At 59.3% G+C, this 26,966-nt stretch carries 19 protein-coding genes; 10 read left to right on the top strand and 9 right to left on the bottom strand.

Annotated elements, in window-relative coordinates; translation table 11 throughout:
• Nucleotides 1-114: 114 nt before the first annotated feature.
• From choV to ACP7E4_RS23145, 3 genes are all read right to left on the bottom strand, one after another.
• A complete protein-coding gene (choV, locus tag ACP7E4_RS23135; RefSeq protein ID WP_426117828.1) occupies nt 115-1,293 on the bottom strand; it encodes a choline ABC transporter ATP-binding protein in 1,179 nt (392 codons plus the stop codon).
• Nucleotides 1,290-2,135 (bottom strand): choline ABC transporter permease subunit, encoded by an 846-nt coding sequence (gene choW, locus ACP7E4_RS23140; protein WP_426117827.1) that lies wholly within the window; start codon nt 2,133-2,135, stop codon nt 1,290-1,292. Before choW ends, choV begins: the two co-directional genes overlap by 4 nt.
• Nucleotides 2,136-2,202: 67 nt before the next feature.
• On the bottom strand, nt 2,203-3,150 hold the full coding sequence (locus ACP7E4_RS23145) for a choline ABC transporter substrate-binding protein (RefSeq protein WP_426117826.1): 948 nt from the start codon (nt 3,148-3,150) through the stop codon (nt 2,203-2,205).
• 882 nt (nt 3,151-4,032) lie between these two features.
• On the opposite strand from ACP7E4_RS23145, the gene ACP7E4_RS23150 reads away from it, so the two are divergent.
• A complete protein-coding gene (locus ACP7E4_RS23150) occupies nt 4,033-5,136 on the top strand; it encodes a GlxA family transcriptional regulator (RefSeq protein ID WP_341522368.1) in 1,104 nt (367 codons plus the stop codon).
• Nucleotides 5,137-5,223: 87 nt separating this feature from the next.
• On the opposite strand, the gene ACP7E4_RS23155 is transcribed toward ACP7E4_RS23150, so the two are convergent.
• Entirely contained in the window at nt 5,224-5,484 is a 261-nt protein-coding gene (locus tag ACP7E4_RS23155; RefSeq protein ID WP_426117825.1) for a hypothetical protein, read from the bottom strand.
• 333 nt (nt 5,485-5,817) lie between these two features.
• Here ACP7E4_RS23155 and ACP7E4_RS23160 point away from each other — a divergent pair, with 333 nt between their 5' ends.
• Complete coding sequence (locus ACP7E4_RS23160) at nt 5,818-6,654, top strand: 23S rRNA (adenine(2030)-N(6))-methyltransferase RlmJ (protein WP_426117824.1); 837 nt, start codon at nt 5,818-5,820, stop codon at nt 6,652-6,654.
• 138 nt (nt 6,655-6,792) lie between these two features.
• On the opposite strand, the gene ACP7E4_RS23165 is transcribed toward ACP7E4_RS23160, so the two are convergent.
• The 5 genes from ACP7E4_RS23165 to aceE form a co-directional block, all read right to left on the bottom strand.
• Nucleotides 6,793-7,251 carry an REP-associated tyrosine transposase gene (locus tag ACP7E4_RS23165; protein WP_426117823.1) on the bottom strand — a complete coding sequence of 153 codons (459 nt, stop codon included), beginning with the start codon at nt 7,249-7,251 and terminating at the stop codon, nt 6,793-6,795.
• A gap of 368 nt (nt 7,252-7,619) precedes the next feature.
• A complete protein-coding gene (gene msrA / locus ACP7E4_RS23170; protein WP_426117822.1) occupies nt 7,620-8,282 on the bottom strand; it encodes a peptide-methionine (S)-S-oxide reductase MsrA in 663 nt (220 codons plus the stop codon).
• Between the two features lie 229 nt (nt 8,283-8,511).
• The gene (locus ACP7E4_RS23175) at nt 8,512-11,205 is read right to left on the bottom strand and encodes a sensor domain-containing phosphodiesterase (protein WP_426117821.1); all 2,694 of its coding nucleotides are present in this window, start codon (nt 11,203-11,205) and stop codon (nt 8,512-8,514) included.
• A 436-nt stretch (nt 11,206-11,641) separates the two neighbouring features.
• Nucleotides 11,642-13,288, bottom strand: a complete 1,647-nt coding sequence (gene aceF, locus ACP7E4_RS23180) for a dihydrolipoyllysine-residue acetyltransferase (protein ID WP_426117820.1) — start codon at nt 13,286-13,288, stop codon at nt 11,642-11,644.
• A 153-nt stretch (nt 13,289-13,441) separates the two neighbouring features.
• Nucleotides 13,442-16,087 carry a pyruvate dehydrogenase (acetyl-transferring), homodimeric type gene (aceE, locus tag ACP7E4_RS23185; protein ID WP_426117819.1) on the bottom strand — a complete coding sequence of 882 codons (2,646 nt, stop codon included), beginning with the start codon at nt 16,085-16,087 and terminating at the stop codon, nt 13,442-13,444.
• A gap of 382 nt (nt 16,088-16,469) precedes the next feature.
• Between aceE and glnE the strand changes: the two genes are divergently transcribed.
• From glnE to ACP7E4_RS23225, 8 genes are all read left to right on the top strand, one after another.
• A complete protein-coding gene (gene glnE, locus ACP7E4_RS23190; RefSeq protein WP_426117818.1) occupies nt 16,470-19,427 on the top strand; it encodes a bifunctional [glutamate--ammonia ligase]-adenylyl-L-tyrosine phosphorylase/[glutamate--ammonia-ligase] adenylyltransferase in 2,958 nt (985 codons plus the stop codon).
• Between the two features lie 248 nt (nt 19,428-19,675).
• Nucleotides 19,676-20,710, top strand: a complete 1,035-nt coding sequence (waaF, locus tag ACP7E4_RS23195) for a lipopolysaccharide heptosyltransferase II (protein WP_426117817.1) — start codon at nt 19,676-19,678, stop codon at nt 20,708-20,710.
• Nucleotide 20,711: 1 nt separating this feature from the next.
• Complete coding sequence (gene waaC / locus ACP7E4_RS23200; RefSeq protein ID WP_426117878.1) at nt 20,712-21,779, top strand: lipopolysaccharide heptosyltransferase I; 1,068 nt, start codon at nt 20,712-20,714, stop codon at nt 21,777-21,779.
• Entirely contained in the window at nt 21,779-22,903 is a 1,125-nt protein-coding gene (locus ACP7E4_RS23205; RefSeq protein WP_426117816.1) for a glycosyltransferase family 4 protein, read from the top strand. Before waaC ends, ACP7E4_RS23205 begins: the two co-directional genes overlap by 1 nt.
• The gene (rfaP, locus tag ACP7E4_RS23210) at nt 22,900-23,706 is read left to right on the top strand and encodes a lipopolysaccharide core heptose(I) kinase RfaP (RefSeq protein ID WP_426117815.1); all 807 of its coding nucleotides are present in this window, start codon (nt 22,900-22,902) and stop codon (nt 23,704-23,706) included. Before ACP7E4_RS23205 ends, rfaP begins: the two co-directional genes overlap by 4 nt.
• Complete coding sequence (locus tag ACP7E4_RS23215) at nt 23,706-24,440, top strand: lipopolysaccharide kinase InaA family protein (protein ID WP_426117814.1); 735 nt, start codon at nt 23,706-23,708, stop codon at nt 24,438-24,440. Before rfaP ends, ACP7E4_RS23215 begins: the two co-directional genes overlap by 1 nt.
• Nucleotides 24,437-25,216: a lipopolysaccharide kinase InaA family protein gene (locus ACP7E4_RS23220; RefSeq protein ID WP_426117813.1), complete on the top strand. Its 780-nt coding sequence runs from the start codon at nt 24,437-24,439 to the stop codon at nt 25,214-25,216. Before ACP7E4_RS23215 ends, ACP7E4_RS23220 begins: the two co-directional genes overlap by 4 nt.
• On the top strand, nt 25,216-26,655 hold the full coding sequence (locus ACP7E4_RS23225) for a lipopolysaccharide kinase InaA family protein (protein ID WP_426117812.1): 1,440 nt from the start codon (nt 25,216-25,218) through the stop codon (nt 26,653-26,655). The genes ACP7E4_RS23220 and ACP7E4_RS23225 overlap by 1 nt, the downstream gene beginning before the upstream one ends.
• Nucleotides 26,656-26,966 lie beyond the last annotated feature (311 nt).

Consider the following 26,966-nt stretch of genomic DNA (forward strand, 5'->3'; position numbering starts at 1 on the left):
TTTTTATTGAACGTTCAATCAATAAAAAAGCAGAGGCAAGCTTAAAGCCTCAAGCGCCAAGCGGAGCGGGGTGCGCAGAGCTTGAGGCTTGAGGCTTGGAGCTTGAAGCTGTTTCTATCCCAGATTCTTGCCCAGAAGCGCGTGATACAGCTCGCTGTCACCCAGAATGCCGACCACTTGATTGCCATCCTGCAGCACCAGCTTGTTGCCGGTCTGGTAGCGGATTTGCAGGGCGTCGCGCATGCCGATGTTGGAGTCGACCAGGGTCGGGCGACGATTGAGGGTGTCCATTGGCTGGCCCGGCGCCCAGTTCTGCAGATCAAGCTGACCGGCACCCTGGCGTGCGCCTTTGATGGTGTTGCCTTCGGCCAGATCGAGCCAGGAATCGACACCCGGATCGAGGCAGACCGAGCCGTTGATTTTGGTGCAATTATCCAGCGTGCGCATCAGGCTGCGCCCGCACAGCACATTGAGCGGATTGGTGTGGGCGACAAACGTACGTACATAGTCATCGGCCGGATTGAGGACGATTTCTTCCGGCACGCTGTACTGCACGATGCGACCGTCTTTCATGATCGCGATCCGGCTGCCGAGCTTGAGGGCTTCATCAAGGTCGTGACTGACGAACACGATGGTCTTGCTCAGCTTGTTCTGCAATGCCAGCAGTTCGTCCTGCAAGCCTTGGCGGATCAGCGGGTCGAGGGCGGAGAAGGGTTCGTCCATCAGCAGGATGTCAGCGTCCATGGCCAGCGCCCGGGCCAGGCCGACACGTTGCTGCATGCCGCCGGACAGTTCGTCGGGCTTCTTGTTGCGCCATTGGGTCAGGCCCACCAGCTCGAGTTTTTCATCGACCAGCTTGCGCCGTTCCTTTTCAGGACGACCCTGCATTTCCAGACCGAAGCTGATGTTCTCGCGCACTGTCAGCCACGGCATCAAGGCGAATTTCTGAAAGACCATGGCGATGCGCTTGGTGCGCATCATTTTCAGTTCGGCGGGTGTGCAGGACGCAATGTTGATCTGCGAGCCTTCATGCTCGACGTACAGCGCGCCACGGCTCACGGTGTTGAGGCCGTTGATGCAACGCAACAGGCTGGATTTACCGGAACCGGACAAGCCCATCAGCACGCAGATTTCGCCTTTCTGGACTTCCAGGCTGGCTTTTTCCACGCCGACGATCTGGCCGGTTTTTTTCAGAATCTGGTCACGCGTCAGGCCTTCATCCAGTAGCTTGAGGGCCTCACGCGGGTCCTTGGAGAAGATAACGTCAACCTTGTCGAATTTGATGATGCTCATGCGTCTGCCCTCACCTTGGCGTCGGGTTGTTTGCAGATACGGTCGAGCATGATTGCCAGCAATACGATCGCCAGACCGGCTTCGAAGCCCAGGGCGATGTCAGCGGTGTTCAATGCGTTGACCACAGGTTTGCCCAAGCCGTCGGCACCTACCAGTGCGGCAATTACCACCATCGATAGCGAAAGCATGATGCATTGGGTAATGCCGGCGGCGATGCTCGGCATGGCGTAAGGCAGTTCGATGCGCGTCAGCAGTTGGCGTCGGGACGAGCCGAACGCCTTGCCGGCATCGAGTAATTCGTGGGGCACATCGCGGATACCCAGATACGTCAGGCGGATCGGCGCGGCAATGGCGAAGACCACCGTTGAAATCAGACCAGGCACAACGCCCAGGCCGAACAGCGTCAGGGTAGGAATCAGGTAGACGAACGTAGGAACCGTCTGCATCAAGTCCAGGACCGGACGCATGATGGTGTAGAACATCGGCTTGTGCGCCGCAATGATGCCCAGCGGCACGCCAATCAACACGCAGACGAAGGTGGCGAACAGCACCTGCGCCAGGGTTTCCATGGTCTGCACCCAGTAGCCCAGGTTGAGGATCAGCAGAAAGGAGATGATGACGAAAACCGTCAGCCCCCATTTGCGCTGGATGAAGTGCGCGAGCAAGGCAATCACGCCGATCAACACCAGTGGATTGAACCAGGTCAACGAAAACGTCAGGCCGTGGATCATGGTTTCCAGCGTAGACGCGATCGCATCGAAAGTGCTGGCACCGTGTTGGGTCAGCCATTCGACGAAGGCCGCGATGTACTCGCCAAGAGGAATTTTATGATCTGTGAACATGGTTTCGATTGTCCGCTTGCGGGAGGAATGGGGACAACAGGCGGGACAAGCCCGCCTGCTTGTCGGATTACTTCGTCAGCTTGGCTTTCGCGGCCTCCAGGCCTGGTTTTCCGTCAACAGTGGTGACGCCGGCAAGCCAGGTGTCGAGCACTTGCGGGTTGGCTTTGATCCATGCCTTGGCGGCTACGTCAGGCTTCATCTTGTCGTCAAGAACGTTGCCCATCAGTGAGCTTTCCATGTTCAGGGTGAACGACAGGTTTTTCAGCAACTGGCCCACGTTGCTGCATTCCTGGGCATAGCCTTTGCGGGTGTTGGTGTAGATGGTGGCCTGGCCGAAGTTCGGGCCGAAGAAATCGTCACCGCCAGTCAGGTACTGCATTTTGAAACGAGTGTTCATCGGATGCGGTTCCCAGCCCAGGAACACGACATCGGTGTTGCGACGTGAAGCGCGATCAACCTGCGACAACATGCCGGCTTCGCTGGATTCCACGACTTTGAAGCCTGCGGCCTTGAGGCCGAATGCGTCCTTGTCGATCATGCTCTGGATCAGGCGGTTGCCGTCGTTGCCTGGCTCGATGCCATAGATCTTGCCGTCGAGTTCCTTCTTGAATTTGGCGATATCGGCGAAGTCATGCAGGCCTTTGTCGTACAGCGCTTGCGGGACAGCCAGGGTGTACTTGGCGTTTTCCAGGTTGGCGCGCACGGTTTCGACAGTGCCGGCTTCACGATAAGCCTTGATGTCGTTTTCCATGGTCGGCATCCAGTTGCCGAGGAAAACGTCCATGTTCTTGCCATCGGCCAGGGACTTGTAGGTCACGGGCACGGAAATCATCGTGGTCTTGGTCTTGTAGCCCAGCGACTCAAGCACAGCACTGGTCACGGCGGTGGTGACCGTGATGTCTGTCCAGCCGACATCGGAAAAGTTGACGGTACTGCACTGCGCCGGCTCGGCCGCTTGCGCAAGCATTGGCAAACCCAGCGCGACAGCCAGTAGCAGTGATTTTGAACCTTTCATGGGTGGACTCCTTTGGTTTTTCTTCCCGCTATCAGCCTGTGCAGGCCTGAGGCGATTTATGTTTTTTCGGCTGAACGAAAAGGCGTAAAGCAAAAGCTCTTTCACTGCGGCTGGCGATCGAGTCGACACCGATCATGTAACAGCCCAAATCAAACGCCTACAGGGGGCGTCGTAACCAGTACATACAGGGTCGCATCCAGTGTTGGTGACGTCGCTTATGGATTTTTTCTCCGCTGTAAGCGGCCTTTTCCCACAGGAATATGGCTAAAACCGGCATAAACCAGTGCACAAAGGCGCGGCACGACGTTCGCGACGTTGGTGGGCATGAGTGGGTCGGTGTGAGACGCCGTCGTACCGGAAAAAGCCTGATGATGCGATTTGATCGGCGGATCGCAATCAGCGTAGCAGCTGCAGCACGCAGTTTTTGGATGGCCATCTGGATATTCCGTTCAATGTCAGTCTGTCGGTACCGCACACTGCTCACTTATCGAACACCCCATCCCAAACCCGCCACCTTTTGGCGCGCAAGCCCCGTGATATGGCGCTAAGCCATGTCCACTTGGGCCGAAGCGACCCCGCTTTGATGATCGCGTGCTTTGAGTGACATTCGTATCCGGCAGCTCGTTTCTCCCTTCTCACAAGTGCTACCGAATTGCTCACCCGACCAACGCCAGCAAGGCTTGTAAATCCCCCGCGTCGCGAATCGACAACTCAGGTCGCTGCTGAATAGACGCATCGCGACGTCGTTTTCAGGGGTTATTGAATAGCCATTCAACTTTAGGCATGGCATTTGCGTTGTCATTACAAAGCCCTGCTGAACATGGGGCAATAACAAGAGCCTGTGCCTGGGCCAACAATCGCTTTGTGTGAGGAGATACCGTGATGAATTCGTTCAACTCCGGGGCCCAGCCCCAGAATCGTGCACCACAATCCATCGGCTTCCTGCTGTTGGACAACTTCACGCTGATCTCCCTCGCATCAGCGGTTGAACCGCTGCGCATGGCCAACCAGCTGTCTGGTCGCGAGCTGTATCGCTGGACCACGTTGACGGCTGATGGCGGCCAGGTCTGGGCCAGCGACGGTCTGCAGATCACCCCTGATGCCGCGATGCAGAAAGCCCCGGCGATGGACACCATTATCGTCTGCGGCGGCGTCGGCATTCAGCGCACCGTGAGCCGTGAGCACGTGAGCTGGCTGCAAAGCCAGGCACGGCAATCCAAACGCCTGGGTGCGGTCTGCACCGGCAGCTGGGCGCTGGCTTGCGCGGGTCTGCTCGATGGTTTTGATTGCAGCGTGCATTGGGAATGTCTGGCCTCGATGCAGGAAGCTTTCCCTCGCGTGGCGATGAGCACCCGCTTGTTCACCCTGGACCGCAACCGTTTCACCAGCTCCGGCGGCACCGCGCCACTGGACATGATGCTTCACTTGATCAGCCGTGATCATGGCCGTGAACTGTCGGCAGCCATCTCGGAAATGTTCGTCTACGAGCGCATTCGTAATGAGCAGGATCACCAGCGCGTGCCGCTCAAGCACATGCTTGGCACCAATCAGCCGAAACTGCAGGAAATCGTCGCGCTGATGGAAGCCAACCTCGAAGAGCCTATCGACCTGGACGAGCTGGCGGTTTATGTCGCGGTCTCCCGGCGTCAGCTGGAGCGGCTGTTCCAGAAATACCTGCATTGCTCGCCATCGCGCTATTACCTGAAACTGCGCCTGATCCGCGCCCGGCAACTGCTCAAGCAAACGCCGATGTCGATCATCGAAGTGGCGTCGGTCTGCGGTTTTGTGTCCACGCCGCACTTCTCCAAGTGCTACCGCGAATATTTCGGCATCCCGCCACGCGACGAACGCGTCGGCTCCAACACCACCCAGCAAGTCGCCATGATGCCAATCCCGCAAGCCCTCGTGCTGGCGCCGCTTTCCGGCCCGCTTTCAGCGTTGAGCCAGGCCAGGAATGAATCGACGTTTGCGAGTGTGAGGTTGTAAATAGGCTGGTTGATTTTGCAGGAGCGAACGTGTCGGCGAGAGGTCAGCCCTCTCGCGAGCAGGTTCCCTTCTTATATCCGGAGGTGCTTAGCCACGGGCCTTCTTATATTCCGCCAACGCTGGCAACAACTGCTGATCAAGCGCCTGGCGCACGGCTGGCAAAATCGTCGCGCTGCCGGTGAGCATTTGCTCCACAAGGCGGCGCAGGGCGGTGGCGCGGTCTTCGGTCAGGCCGCAGACGGCTTGGGAGCAGGCCTGTTCAGCAGTCGCACCGGAAGGCATTTCGAAGCCGATTGCTCTGAGCTGGCTGATCAAGTCTTCCTGGTCAATCAAGTCTGTGTGCATCATCCCATGCGCTCCTTTTTTGTGAGGTAGGCTCTGATTCTGGTGGTGCTCGCGGTTGTCGGCAAGGGGCGGGCGGGGCAATGTCCGGGGTGCCTACGAGCATGTCGTTTTCGGGCAACTCCGCTGCAAGGCCACAGGGCAAACTGGTCTGGCTTGAATGCGGAGTCAATGGTTTGGTCACCCTCTTGGCTGCGCGGTCTCTTCAGCCCCGGTTTTTGCGACGGCTTTACCGGGTATTTTTTTGCCCGAAATTTGACCGGCTGGCTCCTGCTGCGTGGCAGCGATCTGATAATCCCCACTCGATTTGCTAAACTCCGCTGCCTTCCAGGAGTTGCCATGAATTACCGTCACGCCTTCCACGCCGGCAACCACGCCGATGTGTTCAAACACCTTGTCCTGACTCGCTTGTTTGCCTTGATGGCGCGCAAGGAGCAGCCGTTCGCCTATATCGACAGCCACGCCGGGCTGGGTTTGTATGACCTCAAGGGTGATCAGGCCAGTCGTACCGGCGAATACCTCGAAGGCATCGCCCGCCTGTGGGATGCGCCGGATCTGCCTGCGATGGCGGCGGATTACATGCAGCTGCTGCACGACATGAACCCCGACGGCGAGCTGCGCTACTACCCCGGCTCCCCGGAAATCGCCCGCCGTTCGACCCGCGAGCGCGACCGCGTTCTGCTCAACGAGAAACACCCGGAAGACGGGCGTTTGCTCAAGGAAAACATGCGCGGCGACCGGCGCGTGGCGGTGCATCTGGGTGAAGGCTGGCATGTACCGCGTGCCTTGCTGCCGGTTGCGGAAAAACGCGCTGTGCTGTTGATCGATCCGCCGTTCGAGCAGCTCGACGAACTGAAACGCTGCGCCGTGGCCTTGAAAGAAACCGTCAGCCGCATGCGCCAGACCGTCGCGGCGATCTGGTACCCGATCAAGGATCAGCGTCTGCTCAAGCGTTTCTATCAGGACCTGGCCGAAACCGGCGCGCCGAAGCTGCTGCGCGTTGAGTTGTATGTGCACCCGCTGGATACTCCAGCGAGCCTCAACGGCTCTGGCCTGGCCATCGCCAACCCGCCATGGGGTCTGGAAGAAGAACTGCGCGAATTGATGCCGTATCTGGCCAAAAAACTCGGGCAGACCAAGGGCGACTGGAAGATGGATTGGTTGATTGCGGAGTGATGTAACGGCCTGTGGGTCCGGCTTCAGCCGGGAGGGCGTCGGCTCGGCCATCGCCATTTCTGCGGCGTAGCACAAGGCGCTTTCCCGGCTAAAGCCGGTCCCACAGGCCGTATGTGGTCCTCAAGGTGTCAGCCAGTGCTAGGTCCATATCGAATCCCATAACGAGTACTCGCCTTCCCTCTCGACCAGCTCGGCGCGCATCGGGTTGGCAATGATGTAGCGCGCTATTTCGACCAGATCCTTTTCAGTCCTAATCCCTCGGTCATGAAAACCCTTTTGCCAAACAAGGGTTCTACTGCCAAATGCTTTATTGATCTCGAAAGCACTTCGCCCTTTCAGCGACTGCATGAGGAGCGCCAGCGACCCTGATCGCAATTCAAATAGCCAGTGCAGGTGATCAGGCATCACCACCCAAGCCAGCGAATGCACAACACCAGAGTCGTGCAGGTGCCGCATTTCGTTGACCACCATTCTGGCCATCCGAAAATTAGCAAATACTGGCTGGCGATCCTTTACAGCGCAGGTCACGAGATAGCTGTGCCCAGGCGCGGAGAATCGACCAAGACGAAGGGATCGTTCATGTAGATGGGTTTGCATTCCATTGCCTTTCTTCGTGCTATGAAGGCGAACGATAGAAGCGGCATTCGGTTTTATATAGGGCTAATGATTGTCGGAAAGTGTCTGCCACCACATGGGACAGCACCTGAATTAACGCAGATGACGTGTGGGACCGGCTTCAGCCGGGAAGACGTCGGTTCGGCCATCGCCAGTTCTGCGGTGTAGCGCAAGGTGCTTTCCCGGCTGAAGCCGGACCCACGAGGAACACACGGTTTAGCCTGTGGGACCGGCTTCAGCCGGGAAGGCGTCGGTTCGGCCATCGCCAGTTCTGCGGTGTAGCGCAAGGTGCTTTCCCGGCTGAAGCCGGTCCCACGAGGAACACCGAGTTCCCATGGGAGGTTGTCGGCTTAGTTGTTCGCCAGACTCGGCGGCATGCACACGCCAGTGCCGCCGATGCCGCAATAACCCTGCGGGTTTTTCGCCAGGTATTGCTGGTGGTACGCCTCGGCGTAGAAGAAGGTTGGCGCTTCGTCGATTTCGGTGGTGATCGAACCCAGGCCGGCGTTGCTCAGTTCAGCCTGGAATGCGGCTTCGCTGGTTTTGGCCGCGGCGAGCTGATCCGGCTTGGTGCAGTAGATGACCGAGCGGTATTGCGTGCCGATGTCGTTGCCCTGACGCATGCCCTGAGTCGGGTTGTGTGCTTCCCAGAACACTTTGAGCAATTGCTCGTAGCTGATTTTTTCCGGCTCGTAGACCACCAGAACCACTTCGCTGTGCCCGGTCAGGCCGGAGCAGACTTCTTCGTATGTCGGGTTCGGCGTCATACCGCCCGCATAGCCGACTGCGGTGCTGAACACGCCTTCTTGCTGCCACAGCAGCCGTTCGGCGCCCCAGAAACAGCCGAGACCGAAGATCGCGAATTCCACGCTGCCAGGGAACGGCCCCAGCAAGGGGTTGCCGTTGACGAAGTGGTACTCAGGAACCGAAATAGGGGTTTCGCGACCGGGCAGCGCCTGATCAGCGGTGGGGAGTACGTTTTTGTTCACAAGAATTTCCGAGCGCAGAGCCATGAACCTTTTCCTCTTGGTAGGCACGGACGCGGGGTCCGTAAAGGTGGGTCAGGACGAATAAAATAGCAGTAGGCGCGAGGCTTGCCCGCGAAGAGGCCGGTATTTGCGACGCGATATATGAACCTGAAACAACGGCTTCGCGGGCAAGCCTCGCTCCAATATATGAGGCGGTTTGATTTCGTAAGGTGGCTTAGTGTGCCCGAAACATCCCGGAACAGGGAAGGGCTTGTCAGGCCAGCGGTCCGCGCGGATAGCGGCGCAGTTTTTCGATCAGCTCTTCGCCGGGAATCGGGCGGTCGAAGAGATAGCCTTGACCCACGTCGCAGCGATGGCGGCGCAGGAAGGTCAGTTGCGCGGCGGTTTCGATGCCTTCGGCCACGACTTTCAGCTTGAGGTTGTGGGCCATGGCAATCACCGCCGAGGTGATTTCCATGTCGTCCTGATCATCCGGAATATCCCGGATGAAGCTGCGGTCGATCTTGATCACATCGATGGGGAATTTCTTCAGGTAACTGAACGACGAATAGCCGGTGCCGAAGTCATCCATGGCCAGCGACAGGCCCATTTTTTTCAGGGAGTCGAGCTGTTGGCGGGTGTCTTCAGTGGCCTCCAGCAGCAGGCCTTCGGTCAACTCCAGTTCCAGCAAAGAAGCGTCGAGTTGTTCTTCCTTGAGGATCGCGGCAATCGAGCTGACCAGTTCCGGGTCGGCGAACTGCTTGGGCGAGACGTTGATCGCCACTTGCAGGTTGCCGAAACCGGCAGCGGTCAGGGCTTTGCTCATGCGGCACGACTGACGGGCGACCCATTTGCCGATGGGGATGATCAAACCGGTTTCTTCAGCAACGCTGATGAACTGGTCCGGGCGGATCATGCCTTTTTCCGGATGGTTCCAGCGCAGCAAGGCTTCCATGCCCAGCAAGCGACCGCTGCTCAGGCACAGTTTGGGCTGGTAGAACACTTCCAACTCGTTCTGGGTCAGCGCACGGCGCAGGTTGTTTTCGACGAACAGCTTGTAGCTGGCCTCGGCGTTCAATGCTTCGGTGAAAACCTGAACCTGGTGTTTGCCATTGGCTTTGGCTTTGTGCAGCGCCAGCCCTGCGTTCTTCATCAGCGTTTGCGGGTCGCGGCCATGCAGCGGCGCGCAGGCCAGGCCTACCGACCCTGTCACGCTGATCAGCTGGTTGTCGACGAACATAGGTTTATCCAGCGTCGCCAGGACTTGAGTGGCGACCATCTGCCCGGCTTCCATACTTGCATTGTCCAGCAGCACGGCAAATTCGTTACTGGCGAAACGGGCCAGGATGTCGCTGGCGTTAAGCGTGTTGCGCAGGCGGCGCGCGAGGCTGATCAACAACTTGTCGCCGGTCTGGTGGCCGAGACTGTCGTTGATGCGTTTGAAGTTGTCGATGTCCACCAGCAGCAGGCTCATCGGCGTGTCGCTGTCCCGGGCGAAGCGCTCGTCCAGGTTGCGAATGAACGCCGGACGGTTGCCCAGGTTGGTCAGGTTGTCGGTGTAGGCCAGGCGCTCGATGCGCTGCTGGGCCAGTTTGTTCTGCGTGACGTCTTCGTAAATGCCGATGTAGTGCGTCAGCTCGCGGTCGTCGCCGTACACCTTGGAGATCGACAACTGGCCCCAGTACGGTTCCAGGTTTTTGCGCCGGCTCTTGAATTCACCCTGCCAGCTGTTGCTTTTGGCCAGGCCCGAGTTGGCGTCCTGCAACAATCCGTTGAGGTTTTCCAGCGCAGGCAGTTCGGACAGCTTTTGCCCGTGAACCTCTTCGGTGGTGTATTGGGTGATGGCCGTGAAACTTGGGTTGACGTATTCGACCACGCCGTCGCAGTTGACCAGTAGAAACGCACTGGCGCTTTGCTCGACCGCGCGTTGGAACAGATGCAGCGCGCTGGTGGCAGTACGCCGGTTGTGGTTATTGATGACCTGGGCGAACTGGTCGGCCAATTCGCCCGCAAACGCGATCTCATCGGACTGCCAAGGGCGCGGCGTGCCAATCTGCTCCAGGCACAGCACGCCCACCACTTGCCCGTCGATGCGAATACTGGCGTCGAGAATGGCACTGATGTCACGCGGTTTGAGGTTGGCAGCCATTTCCCGGGTGCGAGGGTCGTGCTGGACGTCGTTGGCGTCGATGGCCCTGCTGTTGTGCAAGGCTTCCAGGTAGCTCGGATAAGGGCTGGCATCGATAACTTTCGGCAGCCGGTATTCACCGGTGGCCTTGCGGAATTCGGCGATAGGCTCCAGGCACTTATCGTTGAGGTTCCAGATGCTCGCGCAAGCGATGTCGTAGATTTCGCAGGCGCTTTTGGTAATCAGCTGCGCCGCTTCCAGCAATGAGTTGGCGGAGCTGTAACGATGGCGTGCCAGGTGCAGGATCAAACCCTGCTGGGCGCGGACGCGCTCCAGATGCTCGAGTTGTTCCTGTTGGGCGTGTTGGTTGAGTTGCAGGGCGATCTGCAGCTGCGAATTCTGGGTTTCCAGATCCGGTGCCGAAACCGGATCGCTGTCCAGCGACACGTCACCCAGGACCATCAGGTAACCGCGCAATAAATGACGGTTGTGCTGCTTGTAGCCTTCACCAATCTCGATCAGACCCAGCGGTCCGCGAGCGGTGTGCAGCGTGTAACGCACCAGATAATGAGGCGTGTCGGATAACTGTTGTTGAATGGCGTCGTGCAGTTGATAGCGAGCTTCAGGTTCCATCAGGCTGGCGTACGGCGAGCCCACCAAGGCGCAGAGATCCATAGCTGCCAGACCGAGCTGTTTTTCGCAGTTCGGATCGAGGTACAGCAGCGCCCAATTGACTTCATTGAGCCTTTCGAAACGCAGCATGCCGAGCCGCGATGGCACAGGCAATTGCGTCACTACCTCGCCCACCGATCTACCGGCAGCATCAGGTTGGCTCTTCATGAAGAAACTCGCTTCCATAATACAGATCGCGCACGGACCCTGGCCCTTTTGAAATGTCGCGTATGGCAAGGTTGCATCATGCAGCTCGGGCTGACAAGTCGGCTGTATGGCTTAGTGCTATAAATGTTTCGGCTGATTAACACTCTTCTTAAATGCTGTTGGTCAGATTGCTCCAAATCAAAGGATTTGTGTTGTTTCAGACACAAAACCTTAACGGTCTTATCAAGATCGTTACAAAAGCCAGACAAAAAAAAGCCCCGCCAAATGGCGGGGTTGAGGTACGAGCGTGGCAGCTCGGAAAACAGGTTTTACGGTGAAGCTAAAGCTGAGCTTTTTGTAGGAGGGAATTCATTCCCGAAAGCGGCAGTCCATCCATCCCACATGTGCTGGTAGAACCATCGCTTCCCGGATAAATCCGGTCCCACAAGGGATTCTGTTACAACAGAATCGTGCGGATGTCGGCCAGTAGATCGCTCAGACGCTTGGTGAAGCGTGCAGCTGCGGCGCCGTTGATCACGCGGTGATCGTAGGACAACGACAGCGGCAACATCAGTTTCGGCTGGAAGGCTTTGCCATCCCAGACCGGCTGCATGGTTGCCTTGGAAACACCGAGGATCGCCACTTCAGGCGCGTTGACGATCGGCGTGAAGCCGGTGCCGCCAATGTGACCGAGGCTGGAAATCGTGAAGCAGGCGCCTTGCATTTCGTTCGCCGACAGCTTCTTGCTGCGCGCTTTCTCGGCCAGTACAGCGGCTTCAGCAGCGAGTTGCAGCAGGCTTTTCTTGTCGACGTCCTTGATGACCGGGACCAGCAGACCTTCCGGGGTGTCCACGGCGAAGCCGATGTTCACGTACTTCTTGCGGATGATCGCTTTGCCGCTTGGCGCCAGCGAGGCGTTGAAGTCTGGCAGTTCCTTGAGCAGGAAGGCGCAGGACTTGAGCAGCAGCGGCAGGATGGTCAGCTTGACGCCAGCCTTTTCGGCGACGGCTTTCTGCGCAACACGGAAGGCTTCCAGGTCGGTGATATCGGCCTGATCGAATTGCGTGACGTGCGGGATGTTCAGCCAGCTGCGGTGCAGGCCGGTCGCGCCCAGTTGCATCAGGCGGGTCATCGGCACTTCTTCGATTTCACCGAAACGGCTGAAATCGACTTCCGGAATCGGCTGGATGCCCATGCCGCCGCTTGCGCCGCCAGCTGGAGTTTCCTTGGCTTTCAGCATCATGGATTTGACGTAAACCTGCACGTCTTCCTTGAGCACGCGGCCGTGTGGGCCGGTAGCGCTGACTGCGCCCAACTCGACGCCGAACTCGCGAGCCAGCTGACGAACCGCTGGGCCTGCGTGAACCTTGGCGCCGTCTTTGGCCGGAGCCTGTGCGGCAGCAGGAGCCGCCGCTTCAGCTTTTGGTGCAGGCGCGGCGGCCGGAGCAGCAGCTTCCGACTTGGCCGGGGCAGCAGCAGCCGCAGCGGGAGCAGTTGCTGCTGCCGGAGCGGCGCCTGCCACTTTCAATTTCAGGATCAGGTCGCCGGTGCCGACTTCGTCGTCCAGCTTGACGCTGATGGCTTCCACAACGCCTGCGGCTGGAGAGGGAATCTCCATGCTGGCCTTGTCGGATTCCAGGGTGATCAGCGATTGATCGGCGGCGATGGTGTCGCCGACCTTGACCATCAGTTCGATGATCTTGGCTTTGCCCGACGAACCAATATCCGGAACATGAATGTCCTGGACGGTTTCAGCAGCAGCGGCAGCTGGCGCTGCGGCGGGTGCTGGAGCAGCAGCGGCTTCGGCCGGCTTTTCAGCAGGTGCGGCAGCAGCAGGGGCAGCAGCTTCGGCTGGCGCAGCAGCAGCTTCGCCTTCGACTTCCAGCTCGAACAGTTCGTCGCCTTCTTTCAGGCGGTCGCCCAGTTTCACTTTCATGGTCTTGATGACGCCGGCCTTGGGAGCAGGGATTTCCATGCTCGCCTTGTCCGATTCCAGCGTCAGGATGCTCTGGTCGGCTTCGATGCGGTCGCCGACCTTGACCATCAATTCAATAACTTCACCTTCACCGTTGCCGATGTCGGGTACGCGAATTAGCTCACTCACAATGTCTCTCCTTCGGAGAACCTGTTCATTCGTGTGCGCTGTTGGCAGTTACGACAAAACAGCGTCGGATGCTCATTTACCGTTCGTAAATTCCGCATCTTCTGCTGCCTTGTCGCTCCTTTTCAGCGCGCTATACGATCTCGAAGCAGACTCTTAACAATCCAGTGGGTTGCGTTTCTCAGGATCGATGCCGAACTTGGCAATGGCTTCAGCCACTACTTTAGGTTCGATATCGCCACGGTCAGCCAAGGCTTCCAGAGCGGCCAGCACTACGAAGTGGCGGTCGACTTCGAAGAAGTTACGCAGTTTCTTGCGGCTGTCGCTGCGGCCGAAACCGTCAGTGCCCAGGACTTTGTATTCCTTGGTCGGAACCCACTGACGAATCTGGTCAGCGAACAGTTTCATGTAGTCGGTCGAAGCGATCACCGGACCTTTACGGCCGTTGAGGCATTCTTCCACATAGCTCAGCGTTGGCTTCTGGCCAGGGTGCAGACGGTTGCTGCGCTCTACGGCCAGGCCGTCGCGACGCAGTTCGTTGAAGCTGGTAACGCTCCAGACGTCAGCGCCGACGTTGAACTCTTCGCGCAGGATCTTCGCTGCTTCGCGAACTTCACGCAGGATGGTGCCCGAGCCCAGCAACTGGACGTGGTGCGCCGCTTCCCGGGTATCTTCTTCGAGCAGGTACATGCCCTTGACGATACCTTCCTCGACACCGGCCGGCATGGCTGGCTGGACGTAGGATTCGTTCATCACGGTCAGGTAGTAGAAAACGTCCTGCTGTTCTTCGAACATCCGGCGCATGCCGTCCTGGATGATCACTGCCAGCTCGTAGCCGTAAGTCGGGTCGAAGGTGCGGCAGTTCGGGATGGTCGACGCCAGGATGTGGCTGTGACCGTCTTCGTGCTGCAGGCCTTCGCCGTTCAACGTGGTCCGGCCGGCGGTGCCGCCCACCAGGAAGCCACGGGTGCGGCTGTCGCCAGCGGCCCATGCCAGGTCGCCAATCCGCTGGAAACCGAACATCGAGTAGAAGATGTAGAACGGAATCATCGGCTGGTTGTGGCTGCTGTACGAAGTACCGGCAGCGATGAAGGAGGACATGGCGCCTGCTTCGTTGATGCCTTCTTCGAGAATCTGGCCTTTCTTGTCTTCGCGATAGAACATCACTTGTTCTTTATCGACTGGCTCGTAGAGCTGGCCGACGGAAGAGTAGATGCCCAGTTGGCGGAACATGCCTTCCATACCGAAGGTACGGGCTTCGTCCGGGATGATCGGCACGATGCGCGGGCCAACTTCCTTGTCCTTGACCAGCTGCGAAAGGATTCGCACGAAAGCCATGGTGGTGGAAATTTCGCGATCGCCGGAACCGTCGAGGATAGCCTTGAGGGTTTCCAGTGGCGGAGTCGGCAGGTTGAAGCTCTTGGCGCGACGCTGCGGCACGAAACCGCCCAGTGCGGCGCGACGCTCGCTCAGGTAACGGGCTTCGGCACTGCCTTCTTCAGGCTTGAAGAATGGCAGGGTTTCCAGCTCGGAGTCCTTGATCGGGACGTCGAAGCGGTCACGGAAGTGACGCAGGCTGTCCACATCGACTTTCTTGGTGTTGTGCGCAGTGTTTTTCGCTTCGCCGGCGCCGGTGCCATAACCTTTGATGGTCTTGGCCAGAACCACGGTCGGTTGACCCTTGTGGTTAACAGCTTCGTGGTACGCCGCGTACATTTTGTACGGGTCGTGACCGCCACGGTTGAGCTTCCAGATTTCGTCGTCGGACAGATCGGCAACCATCGCCTTGAGTTCAGGCGAGTTGAAGAAGTGTTCACGCACGAACGCGCCGTCTTTGGCTTTGTAGTTCTGGTACTCGCCGTCGATGACTTCGTCCATGCGACGTTGCAGGATACCGTCGACGTCCTTGGCCAGCAGCGGGTCCCAGAAGCGGCCCCAGACCACTTTGGTCACGTTCCATTGAGCGCCACGGAACACGCCTTCGAGTTCCTGGATGATCTTGCCGTTGCCGCGCACCGGACCGTCGAGACGCTGCAGGTTGCAGTTGACGACGAAGATCAGGTTGTCGAGCTTTTCGCGGCCAGCCAGGGAAATCGCGCCCAGGGATTCTGGCTCGTCGGTTTCGCCGTCGCCCAGGAAGCACCAGACTTTCTGCTTGCCTTCCGGGATGTAGCCGCGGTGTTCCAGGTACTTCATGAAGCGCGCCTGGTAAATCGCCTGGATCGGACCCAGACCCATGGAAACGGTCGGGAACTGCCAGAAATCTTTCATCAGCCACGGGTGTGGATAAGACGACAGGCCTTTGCCATCGACTTCCTGACGGAAGTTGTTCATCTGCTCTTCGGTGATCCGGCCTTCCATGAACGCACGGGCGTATACGCCTGGCGATGCGTGACCCTGGAAGTAGATCAGGTCGCCGCCGTGTTCGTCGGTCGGAGCCTGGAAGAAGTAGTTGAAACCGATGTCATACAGCGTGGCGCTGGACGCGAAACTGGAGATGTGACCGCCCAGGTCAGGGTCATTCAAGTTGGTTTTCACAACCATGGCCAACGCGTTCCAGCGTACCAGCGAGCGAATGCGGCGTTCCATGAACAGGTCGCCAGGCATGCGTGCTTCGTGGGTCACGGGAATCGTGTTGCGGTAAGGCGTGGTGATGGCGTATGGCAGTTGCGACCCGCTGCGAGTAGCGAGTTCACCCATACGGGTCATCAGGTAGTGAGCACGGTCTTCGCCTTCTTTGTCGAGAACCGATTCCAGGGCGTCCAGCCATTCCTGGGTTTCGACGGGATCGAGGTCTTGCATGGCTTGCTCCAGGGCGGAAAGGCTTCCAGAATCGGTTGCCTGAGTTTGCGACTGGCCTTGTGGGCAGACGACATAAATTCTTGGATGACCGGAGATTGTTCCGGTGGCGTGTAGTTTTACTACAAATCGTCGACCATTTCAGCCTTTCGAGTTGTAAGGGCAGTAGTAAAACTACAGGTAAGCGTCTAAAACGCTCCTGTCAGGTTGTGAGATAAATCGTTACCGTTGGTGGTATTCAAATATTTTTGGACTAAAAACTGATGCTGGCTGCTACAAAAATCACTATTCCAGCAATTTATGACTTTTGTTCGACAGTCCTGCAAGTGACGTGGATCTTGACCTCACGGCACCCAGCCTTACACACGCCGATCAAGGATAGACCATGAGCCTACCTTCGCTGGCCGATTTGCCGGCCATCCTGCTGCCTTTACTCACTCGCGCACAGCAGTCGTTTCGTACATCTATTGCAGCGCTGCCCGAAGGCAGTGCCAAGTCTTTCGACGCCTGGCCCGAGTCACGTCGCGAAGCGTTCGACCGGGTTTGCGCCGCCAGTGATTTTGTTGCCGAACAAATCTGTCGCGACCCGCAAATGTTCCTGGAGCTGGCTGACGCCGGCGAACTGGAGCGTAGCTTTGTTCCTGGCGAACTGCGCGAGCAGATTGCCGCAGCGCTGACCGATGCGGCTGGCGAAGATGAGCTGGGGCGTAATCTACGTCGCCAGCGCACGCGTCAGCAAGTGCGGATTATCTGGCGTGATTTAACCCGCCAGGCCGATCTGGTGGAAACCTGTCGTGACCTTTCCGAGATGGCCGACGCCAGCATTGATCTGGCGTATCGCTGGTTATACACGCGCCATTGCGAGCAATTCGGCACGCCCACGGGGCGGCGCAGCGGCGAAGTGCAGCAGATGGTCATTCTCGGCATGGGCAAGCTGGGCGCGGTGGAGCTGAACCTGTCTTCGGACATCGATCTGATCTTCGCCTACCCCGAAGGTGGCGAAACCGTCGGCGTGAAACGACCGCTGGATAATCAGGAATTCTTCATTCGTCTGGGTCAGCGTTTGATCAAGGCGCTGGACCCGATCACTGTCGACGGTTTTGTGTTTCGCGTGGACATGCGCTTGCGGCCTTACGGTTCATCCGGGGCGTTGGTGCTCAGCTTCAATGCGCTGGAACAGTATTACCAGGACCAGGGCCGCGACTGGGAACGCTACGCCATGATCAAGGCGCGGGTGGTGGGTGGCGATCAGGTCGCGGGGCAGCAATTGCTCGACTTGCTGCGGCCGTTCGTTTATCGGCGCTATCTGGATTTTTCCGCCATCGAAGCGCTGCGCACCATGAAGCAGTTGATCCAGCAGGAAGTGCGCCGCAAAGGCATGGCCGAGAACATCAAGCTCGGCGCGGGCGGCATTCGCGAAGTGGAGTTCATCGCCCAGGCGTTCCAGCTGATTCACGGCGGGCGCGACCTGAGCCTGCAACAGCGACCGCTGCTCAAGGTGCTGAAAACCCTCGAAGGTCAGGGTTATCTGCCTGCGGCGGTGACCGACGAGTTGCGCGAGGGCTATGAATTCCTGCGTTACACCGAACATGCGATTCAGGCAATTGCCGACCGCCAGACGCAGATGCTCCCCGATGGCGAGCAGGACAAGGCGCGCATCGCGTTTATGCTCGGTTTTACCGACTGGCAGAGCTTCCACGCGCAGCTGATGTACTGGCGCGGGCGGGTCTCGTGGCATTTCCGGCAGGTGATCGCCGATCCGGATTCCGACCCCGACGATGAGCAAGAGGACGAAGGTGAAGTGGTTGTCGGCGGGGAGTGGCTGCCGTTGTGGGAAGAATCCCAGGACGAAGAGGCCGCTTGTCGACAGTTGCTGGGAGGCGGTTTCGTCGATGCTGGCAAAGCCCTGAAACATCTCGCCGACCTGCGCAACAGCTCGCAGCTGCGTTCCATGCAGCGGTTGGGCCGGGAGCGGCTGGATGCGTTCATTCCCCGGCTGCTGGCCCAGGCGGTCGAACACGAGAATCCGGATCTGGTGCTGGAACGTGTGCTACCGCTGGTCGAAGCCGTGGCACGGCGTTCCGCTTATCTGGTGCTGCTCACGGAAAATCCTGACGCGCTGCGTCGGCTGTTGACGCTGTGCGCGGCCAGTCCGTGGATTGCCGAGCAAATCGCCCGTTTCCCGCTGTTGCTCGACGAACTGCTCAATGAAGGCCGACTGTTCAGCCCGCCGCTGGCGCCGGAGTTGGCGGCCGAATTGCGCGAGCGCCTGACGCGCATTCCTGAGGATGATCTGGAACAGCAAATGGAAGCCCTGCGCCATTTCAAGCTGGCGCATCGTTTGCGGGTCGCCGCCTCTGAAATCAGCGGTGGCTTGCCGTTGATGAAAGTCAGCGATTACCTGACCTGGCTGGCCGAGGCGATTCTTGAGCAAGTGCTGGCTCTGGCCTGGCGGCACACGGTTGCCCGTCATGGCACGCCTTCGCGCCCGGATGGCAGCCTGTGTGATCCCGGATTTGTCATTGTCGGTTACGGCAAGGTCGGCGGGATCGAGCTGGGTCATGGCTCGGACCTGGACCTGGTGTTCATTCACGACGGTGATCCACAGGCCGAAACCGATGGCGCAAAACCTATCGACAGCGCGCAATTTTTTACGCGTCTGGGCCAGCGGATCATTCATTTGCTGACCACCCAGACCAACTCGGGCCAGCTTTACGAAGTGGACATGCGCCTGCGGCCGTCCGGTGCGTCGGGTCTTTTGGTCAGTTCGCTGGGCGCATTTGCCCGCTATCAGGAAAACGAAGCCTGGACCTGGGAGCATCAGGCACTGGTGCGTGCGCGGGTCCTGGTCGGTAGCCGCGAAGTCGGACAAGCCTTCGAAAGTGTCCGCGCCTCGGTGCTCGGCCGCGAGCGCGACTTGCCCAAGCTGCGTCAGGAGGTCAGCGAGATGCGCGCCAAGATGCGCGGCACTCTCGGCACGCGGATCAGCACAGCCGGAACCGGCGCCAACGCCTTTTCGGCGGCAGTGCCGTTTGACCTCAAGCAGGACGCCGGTGGTATCGTCGATATCGAATTTATGGTGCAATACGCGGCCTTGGCGTGGTCCCGGGAACATCCGGCACTGCTGCGTTACACCGATAACATCAGGATTCTGGAAGGCCTTGAAGAGGCCGGGCTGCTGCCCGCCACCGATGCCAACCTGTTGCGTGAGGCGTATAAAGTCTACCGCTCGGCCGCTCACCGCCAGGCGTTGCAGAATGAAGCCGGCGTGGTCCGGGGTGATCAGTTCGAGCCTGAACGGCGTGAAGTGATGCGGATCTGGGGTGAGTTGGGGTTGGGTTGATCAAATCGTGGGATCAGCTTTAGTGGGACCGGCCGTTGTGGGACCGGCTTTAGCCGGGAAAGCGACATTCCTGATGCAGAAGATGCGTCGAATGTACTGGTCTTTTCCCGGCTGAAGCCGGTCCCACAAAAGCCGGTCCCACATGATTCAATGCATCAGCACCTATATAAAGCTAAGACAGGGAGGCGTCAGGTTGTGTGGGAATGTCACGCAGTCTGACCGGCCTCCCTGGTCGTTTTGGAAGAAGCATGAGAATTCTGATCGTTGGGCCTAGCTGGGTCGGTGACATGGTGATGGCGCAAACGCTGTTCCAGTGCCTGAAACAGCGGTATCCCGAATGCGCAATCGACGTGTTGGCGCCTGAATGGAGCCGGCCGATTCTTGAGCGCATGCCAGAAGTGCGCGCGGCGCTGAGCTTTCCGCTGGGTCACGGTGCGCTCGAACTGGGCACGCGGCGCAGCATCGGTCGGTCCCTGAAGGGCCAATACGATCAGGCAATCCTGCTGCCCAACTCGCTCAAGTCGGCACTGGTGCCGTTTTTTGCCCGTATCCCGAAACGTACCGGTTGGCGCGGCGAATTCCGCTACGTGCTGCTCAACGACGTGCGCACCCTCGATAAAGAACGCTACCCGTTGATGATCGAGCGCTTCATGGCCCTGGCCTACGAGCCGGGTGCTGACTTGCCGATGCCGTATCCGAGGCCGAGCCTGCGCATTGACATCGCAACCCGCGACGCCGCCTTGAGCAAATTCGGCCTGGCGCTGGATCGTCCTGTATTGGCCTTGTGCCCCGGCGCCGAGTTTGGCGAATCCAAGCGCTGGCCTGCCGAGCATTACGCGCAGGTGGCGGAAGCCAAGATTCGTGAAGGCTGGCAAGTCTGGCTGTTCGGTTCGAAAAAAGATCATCCGGTGGGCGAGAGCATTCTTGAACGCCTGATTCCCGGCTTGCGCGAAGAAGCTGTGAACCTGAGCGGCGATACGTCCCTGGCCGAAGCCATCGACTTGCTGTCCTGCGCTGATGCCGTGGTGTCCAACGATTCCGGGTTGATGCACGTGGCTGCGGCGCTGAACCGTCCGCTGGTTGCGGTCTACGGTTCCACATCGCCAGCCTTCACGCCGCCGCTGGCCGACGAAGTGGAAATCGTGCGCCTGGGCATCGAATGCAGCCCGTGTTTTGACCGCACCTGTCGTTTCGGTCACTACAATTGCCTGCGCCTGCTTGAGCCTGAGTCGGTGATCAGTGCGCTCTCGCACATGGGCGGCACGCCGGTGGAGGTTGTCTGATTTGCGGGTCTTGCTGATCAAAACTTCGTCCCTCGGGGATGTGATTCACTGCCTGCCGGCGATCACCGACGCGGCGCGGGCCTTGCCCGGCATTCAGTTTGACTGGGTGGTCGAGGAAGGTTTCGCGGAAATTCCGACCTGGCATCCTGCGGTCGGCGAGGTGATCCCGGTGGCGATTCGCCGCTGGCGCAAGAACCTCTGGCAGACTTTCAAGACCGGCGAATGGCGCCGCTTCAAACAGCGTTTGCGCGACACCCGCTACGACCTGGTGATCGACGCCCAAGGCCTGCTGAAAAGCGCCTGGCTGACCCGTTATGTGAACGCACCGGTGGCCGGGCTGGATAAAAATTCCGCACGAGAGCCGCTGAGCAGCCGCTTTTACGATAGGGCTTATCCGGTGGCGCGCGGCCAGCACGCAGTAGAACGCCTGCGGCAGCTGTTCGCTCAGGCGCTCGGCTATCAAGTGCCCGCCGGGCTGGGCGATTACGGGCTGGATCGCCAACGATTGCTGGACGCGGATGCGAATCAGGCACCATTCGTGCTGTTCCTGCACGGTACGACCTGGGCCACCAAACACTGGCCGGAGCTGTACTGGCGGCAATTGGCCGAGCGCATGGTCGAGCGCGGCCTGCAAGTGCGGCTACCGTGGGGCAATCCGGCTGAAAAAGCCCGGGCCGAACGCATTGCCCAAGGGCTGGAGCACGCGGTGGTCCTGCCGAAACTGAATCTGGCTGGCGTCGCAAAAGTGCTTGCGAGCGCTCAGGCCTGCGTTGCGGTCGATACCGGCATTGGGCATCTGGCCGCTGCGCTGGATGTGCCGACCTTGTCGCTGTTTGGCCCGACCAACCCCGGCCTGACCGGCGCCTACGGCAAGTCGCAAGTGCATCTGGCTGCAGATTACCCGGCTTGCGCGCCTTGCCTGCAAAAGAAATGCACCTATCAACCGACGGATGAAGACCGCCGTCAGTTGGATCTGAAACGCGAGTGGCCGGTGTGCTTCACTCGCTTGAATCCCGAGCGAGTAGCGAGCCAACTGGGCGCGCTGTTGCTGGCAAAGGAACCCGTCTGATGCAACTGGCTTTCGTTCTCTACAAATACTTCCCGTTCGGCGGGCTGCAACGCGATTTCATGCGCATCGCTCTGGAATGCCAGCAGCGCGGGCATCAGATTCGCGTCTACACGTTGATCTGGGAAGGCGAAGTGCCGCCGGGTTTCGAAGTGCTGGTTGCGCCGGTCAAGGCGTTCTTCAACCATCGACGCAATGAAAAGCTCAGCGCCTGGATGGCGGCGGATCTGGCCAAACGGCCGGTGGATCGCCTGATCGGCTTCAATAAGATGCCGGGCCTGGACGTGTATTACGCCGCCGACGGCTGTTTCGAGGACAAGGCGCAAAACCTGCGTCACTCGCTGTATCGCCAATGGGGCCGCTATCGCCACTTCGCTGAATATGAGCGCGCGGTGTTCGCCAAAGACGCGAAAACCCAGGTGCTGATGATTTCCGAAGTGCAGCAGCCGCTGTTCATCAAGTACTACGACACACCGTTGTCGCGCTTCCACCTGCTGCCGCCGGGGATTGCCCAGGATCGCCGCGCACCGCCGGAAGCGCCGCAGATTCGTGCGGACTTCCGCAACGAATTCGGCCTGGCTGACGACGACTTGCTGCTGGTGCAAATCGGCTCCGGGTTCAAGACCAAGGGCGTGGATCGCAGCCTCAAGGCGCTGGCCGCATTGCCCGCCGAGCTGAAAAAACGCACCCGGCTGTTTGTAATCGGCCAGGACGACCCCAAAGTATTCCAACTGCAAAGCGCGACCCTGGGCTTGGGCGATCACGTGACCTTCATGAAAGGCCGCAGCGATATCCCGCGTTTCCTGATGGGTGCCGACGTGCTGATTCATCCGGCTTACAACGAAAACACCGGTACCGTGCTGCTTGAAGCGCTGGTTGCCGGCTTGCCGGTGCTGGTCAGCGCGGTGTGCGGTTACGCCCACTACATTGCCGAGGCCGACAGCGGGCTGGTGCTGGACGAGCCATTCGATCAGGCTCAGCTCAATCAGTACTTGAAATCGATGCTTGCCGACGACGCCGCGCGTGCAGCGTGGAGCAAGAACGGTCTGGCTTTCGCCGATTCAGCAGACCTGTACAGCATGCCGCAGCACGCGGCCGATGTGATTCTGGCGGAGCACTACCCATGAAGTTGTTCCTTGCTGAACCGTTCAAGACGCTCTGGGCCGGACGCGATGCGTTCGCCGAAGTCGAGCGTCTGGACGGTCAGGTGTATCGCGAACTCGAAGGTCGGCGCACGTTGCGCACCGAAGTCGAGGGGCGCGGGTATTTCGTCAAGATCCATCGCGGCATCGGCTGGGGCGAAGTCGCCAAGAATCTGATTACTGCCAAATTGCCGGTGCTGGGCGCGGGCAAGGAATGGGAAGCCATTGCGCGCCTGAAAGAAGTCGGCGTGCCGACCATGACTGCCGTGGCGTATGGCGAGCGCGGCAGCAATCCGGCAGCGCAGCATTCGTTCATTGTCACCGAAGAACTGGCGCCCACCGAAAGCCTGGAAGACGTCAGCATCAATTGGCGCAACGAGCCGCCAGAGCCGCGCCTGAAACGCGCGTTCATCGCCGAAGTGGCACGCATGGTCGGCATGATGCACCGCGCCGGGGTCAACCATCGCGACTGTTATATCTGCCATTTCCTGCTGCACACCGATACGCCGGTGACCGCTGACGATTTCCGCCTGTCGGTGATCGACCTGCATCGCGCCCAGACGCGTCGGGTGATTACCCCGCGCTGGCGTAACAAGGATCTGGCTGCCCTGTATTTCTCGGCGCTGGACATTGGCCTGACCCGACGCGACAAGCTGCGTTTCCTTAAAGGGTATTTCCAGCAGCCGCTGCGCCAGATCCTCGCCGAGGAGGCCAAGCTGTTGCGCTGGCTGGAGATGAAAGCCGACAAGCTGTATCAGCGCAAAGTGCGTTACGGGGATGCGCTCTGATGGCGGGTTGGAATCTGGAACCCGACTACGCCTTTCTCGCCAAAGACTTCGGCAGCCTGGACGCCGTGTTCGCCTTGCAAGGCGAACGCCTGACGCGCGACCCATTGTCCGAAGTGATCCGCGTGCAGCGCGATGGCGTGAATTATTACGTCAAACGCTACGTCGGCGCGGGCAAAGGCTTGCGGCGCTATCTGGGCCGACCACGGGTCAAGTCCGAATGGCAGAACCTCAAGCGTTTCGCCAAATGGGGTATTCCCACGGCAGAAGTCATTGCCTGGGGCCTGGAGCGCAAGGGCACGTCTTATGACCGTGGTGCGTTGATCACCCGCGAACTGCCCAACACCGAAGACTTGTCGGCACTGGCGTTGCGCAATGATCCGCTGCTGGCGGATCGTCAGTGGGTCGATGGCGTCAGTCGCCAGCTGGCGCGTTACACCCGTGCCATGCACGACCACCACTTCACCCACAACGATCTGAAGTGGCGCAACCTGCTGGTGGACGATCAGGCCAAACTGTTTCTGATTGACTGCCCCAATGGCGCTTTCTGGTGGAGTTTCATGCTGCGCTACCGGATTACCAAGGATCTGGCGTGCCTGGACAAAGTGGCGAAATATCACCTGTCCGCCACCCAACGCCTGCGCTTCTATTTGCAGTATCGGCAGCGGGCGCGGCTCAACGCTTCCGACAAGAAACGTATCCGCCATATCGTCAGCTTTTTTGAGGGACGCGAATGACCGACTTTATTGCACAGAGCGAGCGGCCTTTGCTGGAACGTCATGGCCTGGCTGATTTTCAGTCGCTATGGGAAGTCCAGCTGGACGCCGTCGATGAGCCCAATACCGGCCGCGGTGGCTGGAGCAGCGTGTTTCGCCTGGAGCTGGAAGGCTCGGGCTTCTATCTGAAGCGGCAAAGCAACTACCTGATGCACACCTGGCATCACCCGTTTGGCGAGCCATCGTTCTCCCGGGAATTCCGCAATATCAGTCGTTACGAAAAGCTCGGTATCCCGGCACTGCACGCGGTGTTTTACGGCGAAGCCAAGATCGGTCCCGAGCGTCGGGCGATTCTGTTGACCCGCGCGCTGGACAGCTGGACCGATCTGGATACCTTGCTGCAGCAATGGCCGGAACTGACCACGCGCCAGCAATCGGCGATCCTGCAAGCCTGCGGCCAGTTGGCGCGCACGGTACACGGCGCGGGGCAGGTTCACGGCTGTTTCTATCCCAAACATATTTTCCTCAAGGCCAAGGCTGATGCTTACCTGGCGCAGTTGATCGACCTGGAGAAAACCCGGCCGCTGCTGTTTGGCAAGCGGGATCGGGTCAAGGATCTGGAGCCTTTGTTGCGCCGCGCGCCGATGTGGAGCGAATCCCATGTTCGCGAGCTGCTGGCGGCCTATCTGCAATCGGGCATCGACAGCCCGGTCGTCGAGCAATGGTGTGTTCGCCTGGGCAAACGCGGCAGTCACAAGCGCGCTCTGCACCGCAATGACCAGAAAGAGATCCGCTGATGCGTTTGTCTGAACTGAAGGCGGCGGGACGTACGCCCGCAATGCCAATGAATCTGGCCCTGGCCGATGCCGCTGGTCCGGCCGAACTGCAACTGTTGAGCCTGTTGCGCGTTTTGCCGGGGCAACGTTATGTCGGCGCCGGGGTTTGGCGCGGTCGTCCGGTATTGGCCAAATTGCTGGTCGGGCCCAAGGCTGCGCGGCACTTTCAACGCGAACTGGCCGGTGTTCGGCTGCTGGCCCAGCAAGGTCTGACGACGCCGCTGCTGCTGGCCGATGGTCTGCAGGAGGGCGAGGGTGGCTGGCTGTTGTTCGAGCTGCTGGAACATTCGCAAAGTCTGGGCGACGCCTGGGCCGAGGTGGAAAACCAGAAGCCGCTGAGCGATGAGCAGCAAATCGTATTGGCCGAGGCGTTGACCGCCATCGCGCAGTTACACGCCAAAGGCCTGTGGCAGGAGGACCTGCATCTGGACAACCTGCTGCGCCATGACGGCAAGTTGTACTTGATCGACGGCGCCGGGATTCGCGCCGAAGAAGCTGGCAAGCCGCTGTCCCGACAAAAAGTGCTGGAAAATCTCGGCGTGTTTTTCGCCCAGCTGCCCAAGGCTTTCGAGCCATACATCGAAGAGTTGTCGGTGCATTATTTGCTCAGCAACGGCGAACATGGCTTGCCCATGGAAGCGTTGCAGAAGCAGATCGACAAGGTGCGCAGTTGGCGCTTGAAGGATTTTCTCGACAAGACCGGGCGTGATTGCAGCCTGTTCAGCGTGGTCGACGGCGCTTCGGAACTGCGTGCGATTCGCCGCGAAGAAGAAGCGGCAATGTTGCCCGTGCTGGCCGAGGCCGATGCGCTGCTTGAGCAAGGCCATCTGTACAAGACTGGCGGCGCGGCGAGCGTCGGCAAAGTCGAGGTAAATGGCCGTGCGCTGGTCATCAAACGCTACAACATCAAGGACTTTGCCCACTGGCTGAAACGCTTCTGGCGGCCGAGCCGGGCATGGCATTCCTGGCGCGAAGGCAACCGGCTGATGTTCCTCGGTATCGCCACACCCAAACCGCTGGCGGTGCAGGAACAACGTTTCCTTGGCTTGCGGCGCAAGGCTTATCTGGTTACCGAGTTTCTGCCGGGGCCGGACATCATCGAACGATTTGCGCCTTATGTTGCGTCGGGTGATGCGCCGGAAGCGGAGCTCGCGGCGCTGGATAACCTGTTCGCGCAACTGGTTGGCGAGCGCATCAGTCACGGTGATTTGAAGGGCCATAACGTATTCTGGGATCAGGATCGCTGGGCGTTGATCGACCTGGACGCCATGTGTCAGCACAGCTCGGCAGCGTCATTCGCCAGCGCCTTCGCCCGCGACCGCGCGCGGTTCATGCGCAACTGGCCGGTGGACAGCGCGCTGCACCAGTTGCTGGAGCAGCGTTTGCCGAAAAGCGCATAACCACCGTTGGAGATTCTATGTCTGGAGGCAACCGCCAGGCGCCGCAGAAGTATTGTCTGAACCGACGCCTTCCCGGCTAAAGCCGGTCCCACTAGATCGTACGACCTGTCGCGAATGTTGCGTAGATCCGTTGGAGGCTTTGCCTCGCTCCTATGTATGGACTCGCCCACACTTTCAACCTGCTTTTGAACGCTGCTACCCGGTTGCATCTATGTATAAGGCCTATTCGAGGAAGCATCATCGGCTTCTGGCCAACATTGGGTGAGCTCGCGGTATGCCGATTACGTTAAGGCCTCAAAAGGCCAGTAGGA

The sequence above is a fragment of the Pseudomonas sp. DSP3-2-3 genome, from assembly GCF_049898225.1.
Taxonomy (GTDB): domain Bacteria; phylum Pseudomonadota; class Gammaproteobacteria; order Pseudomonadales; family Pseudomonadaceae; genus Aquipseudomonas.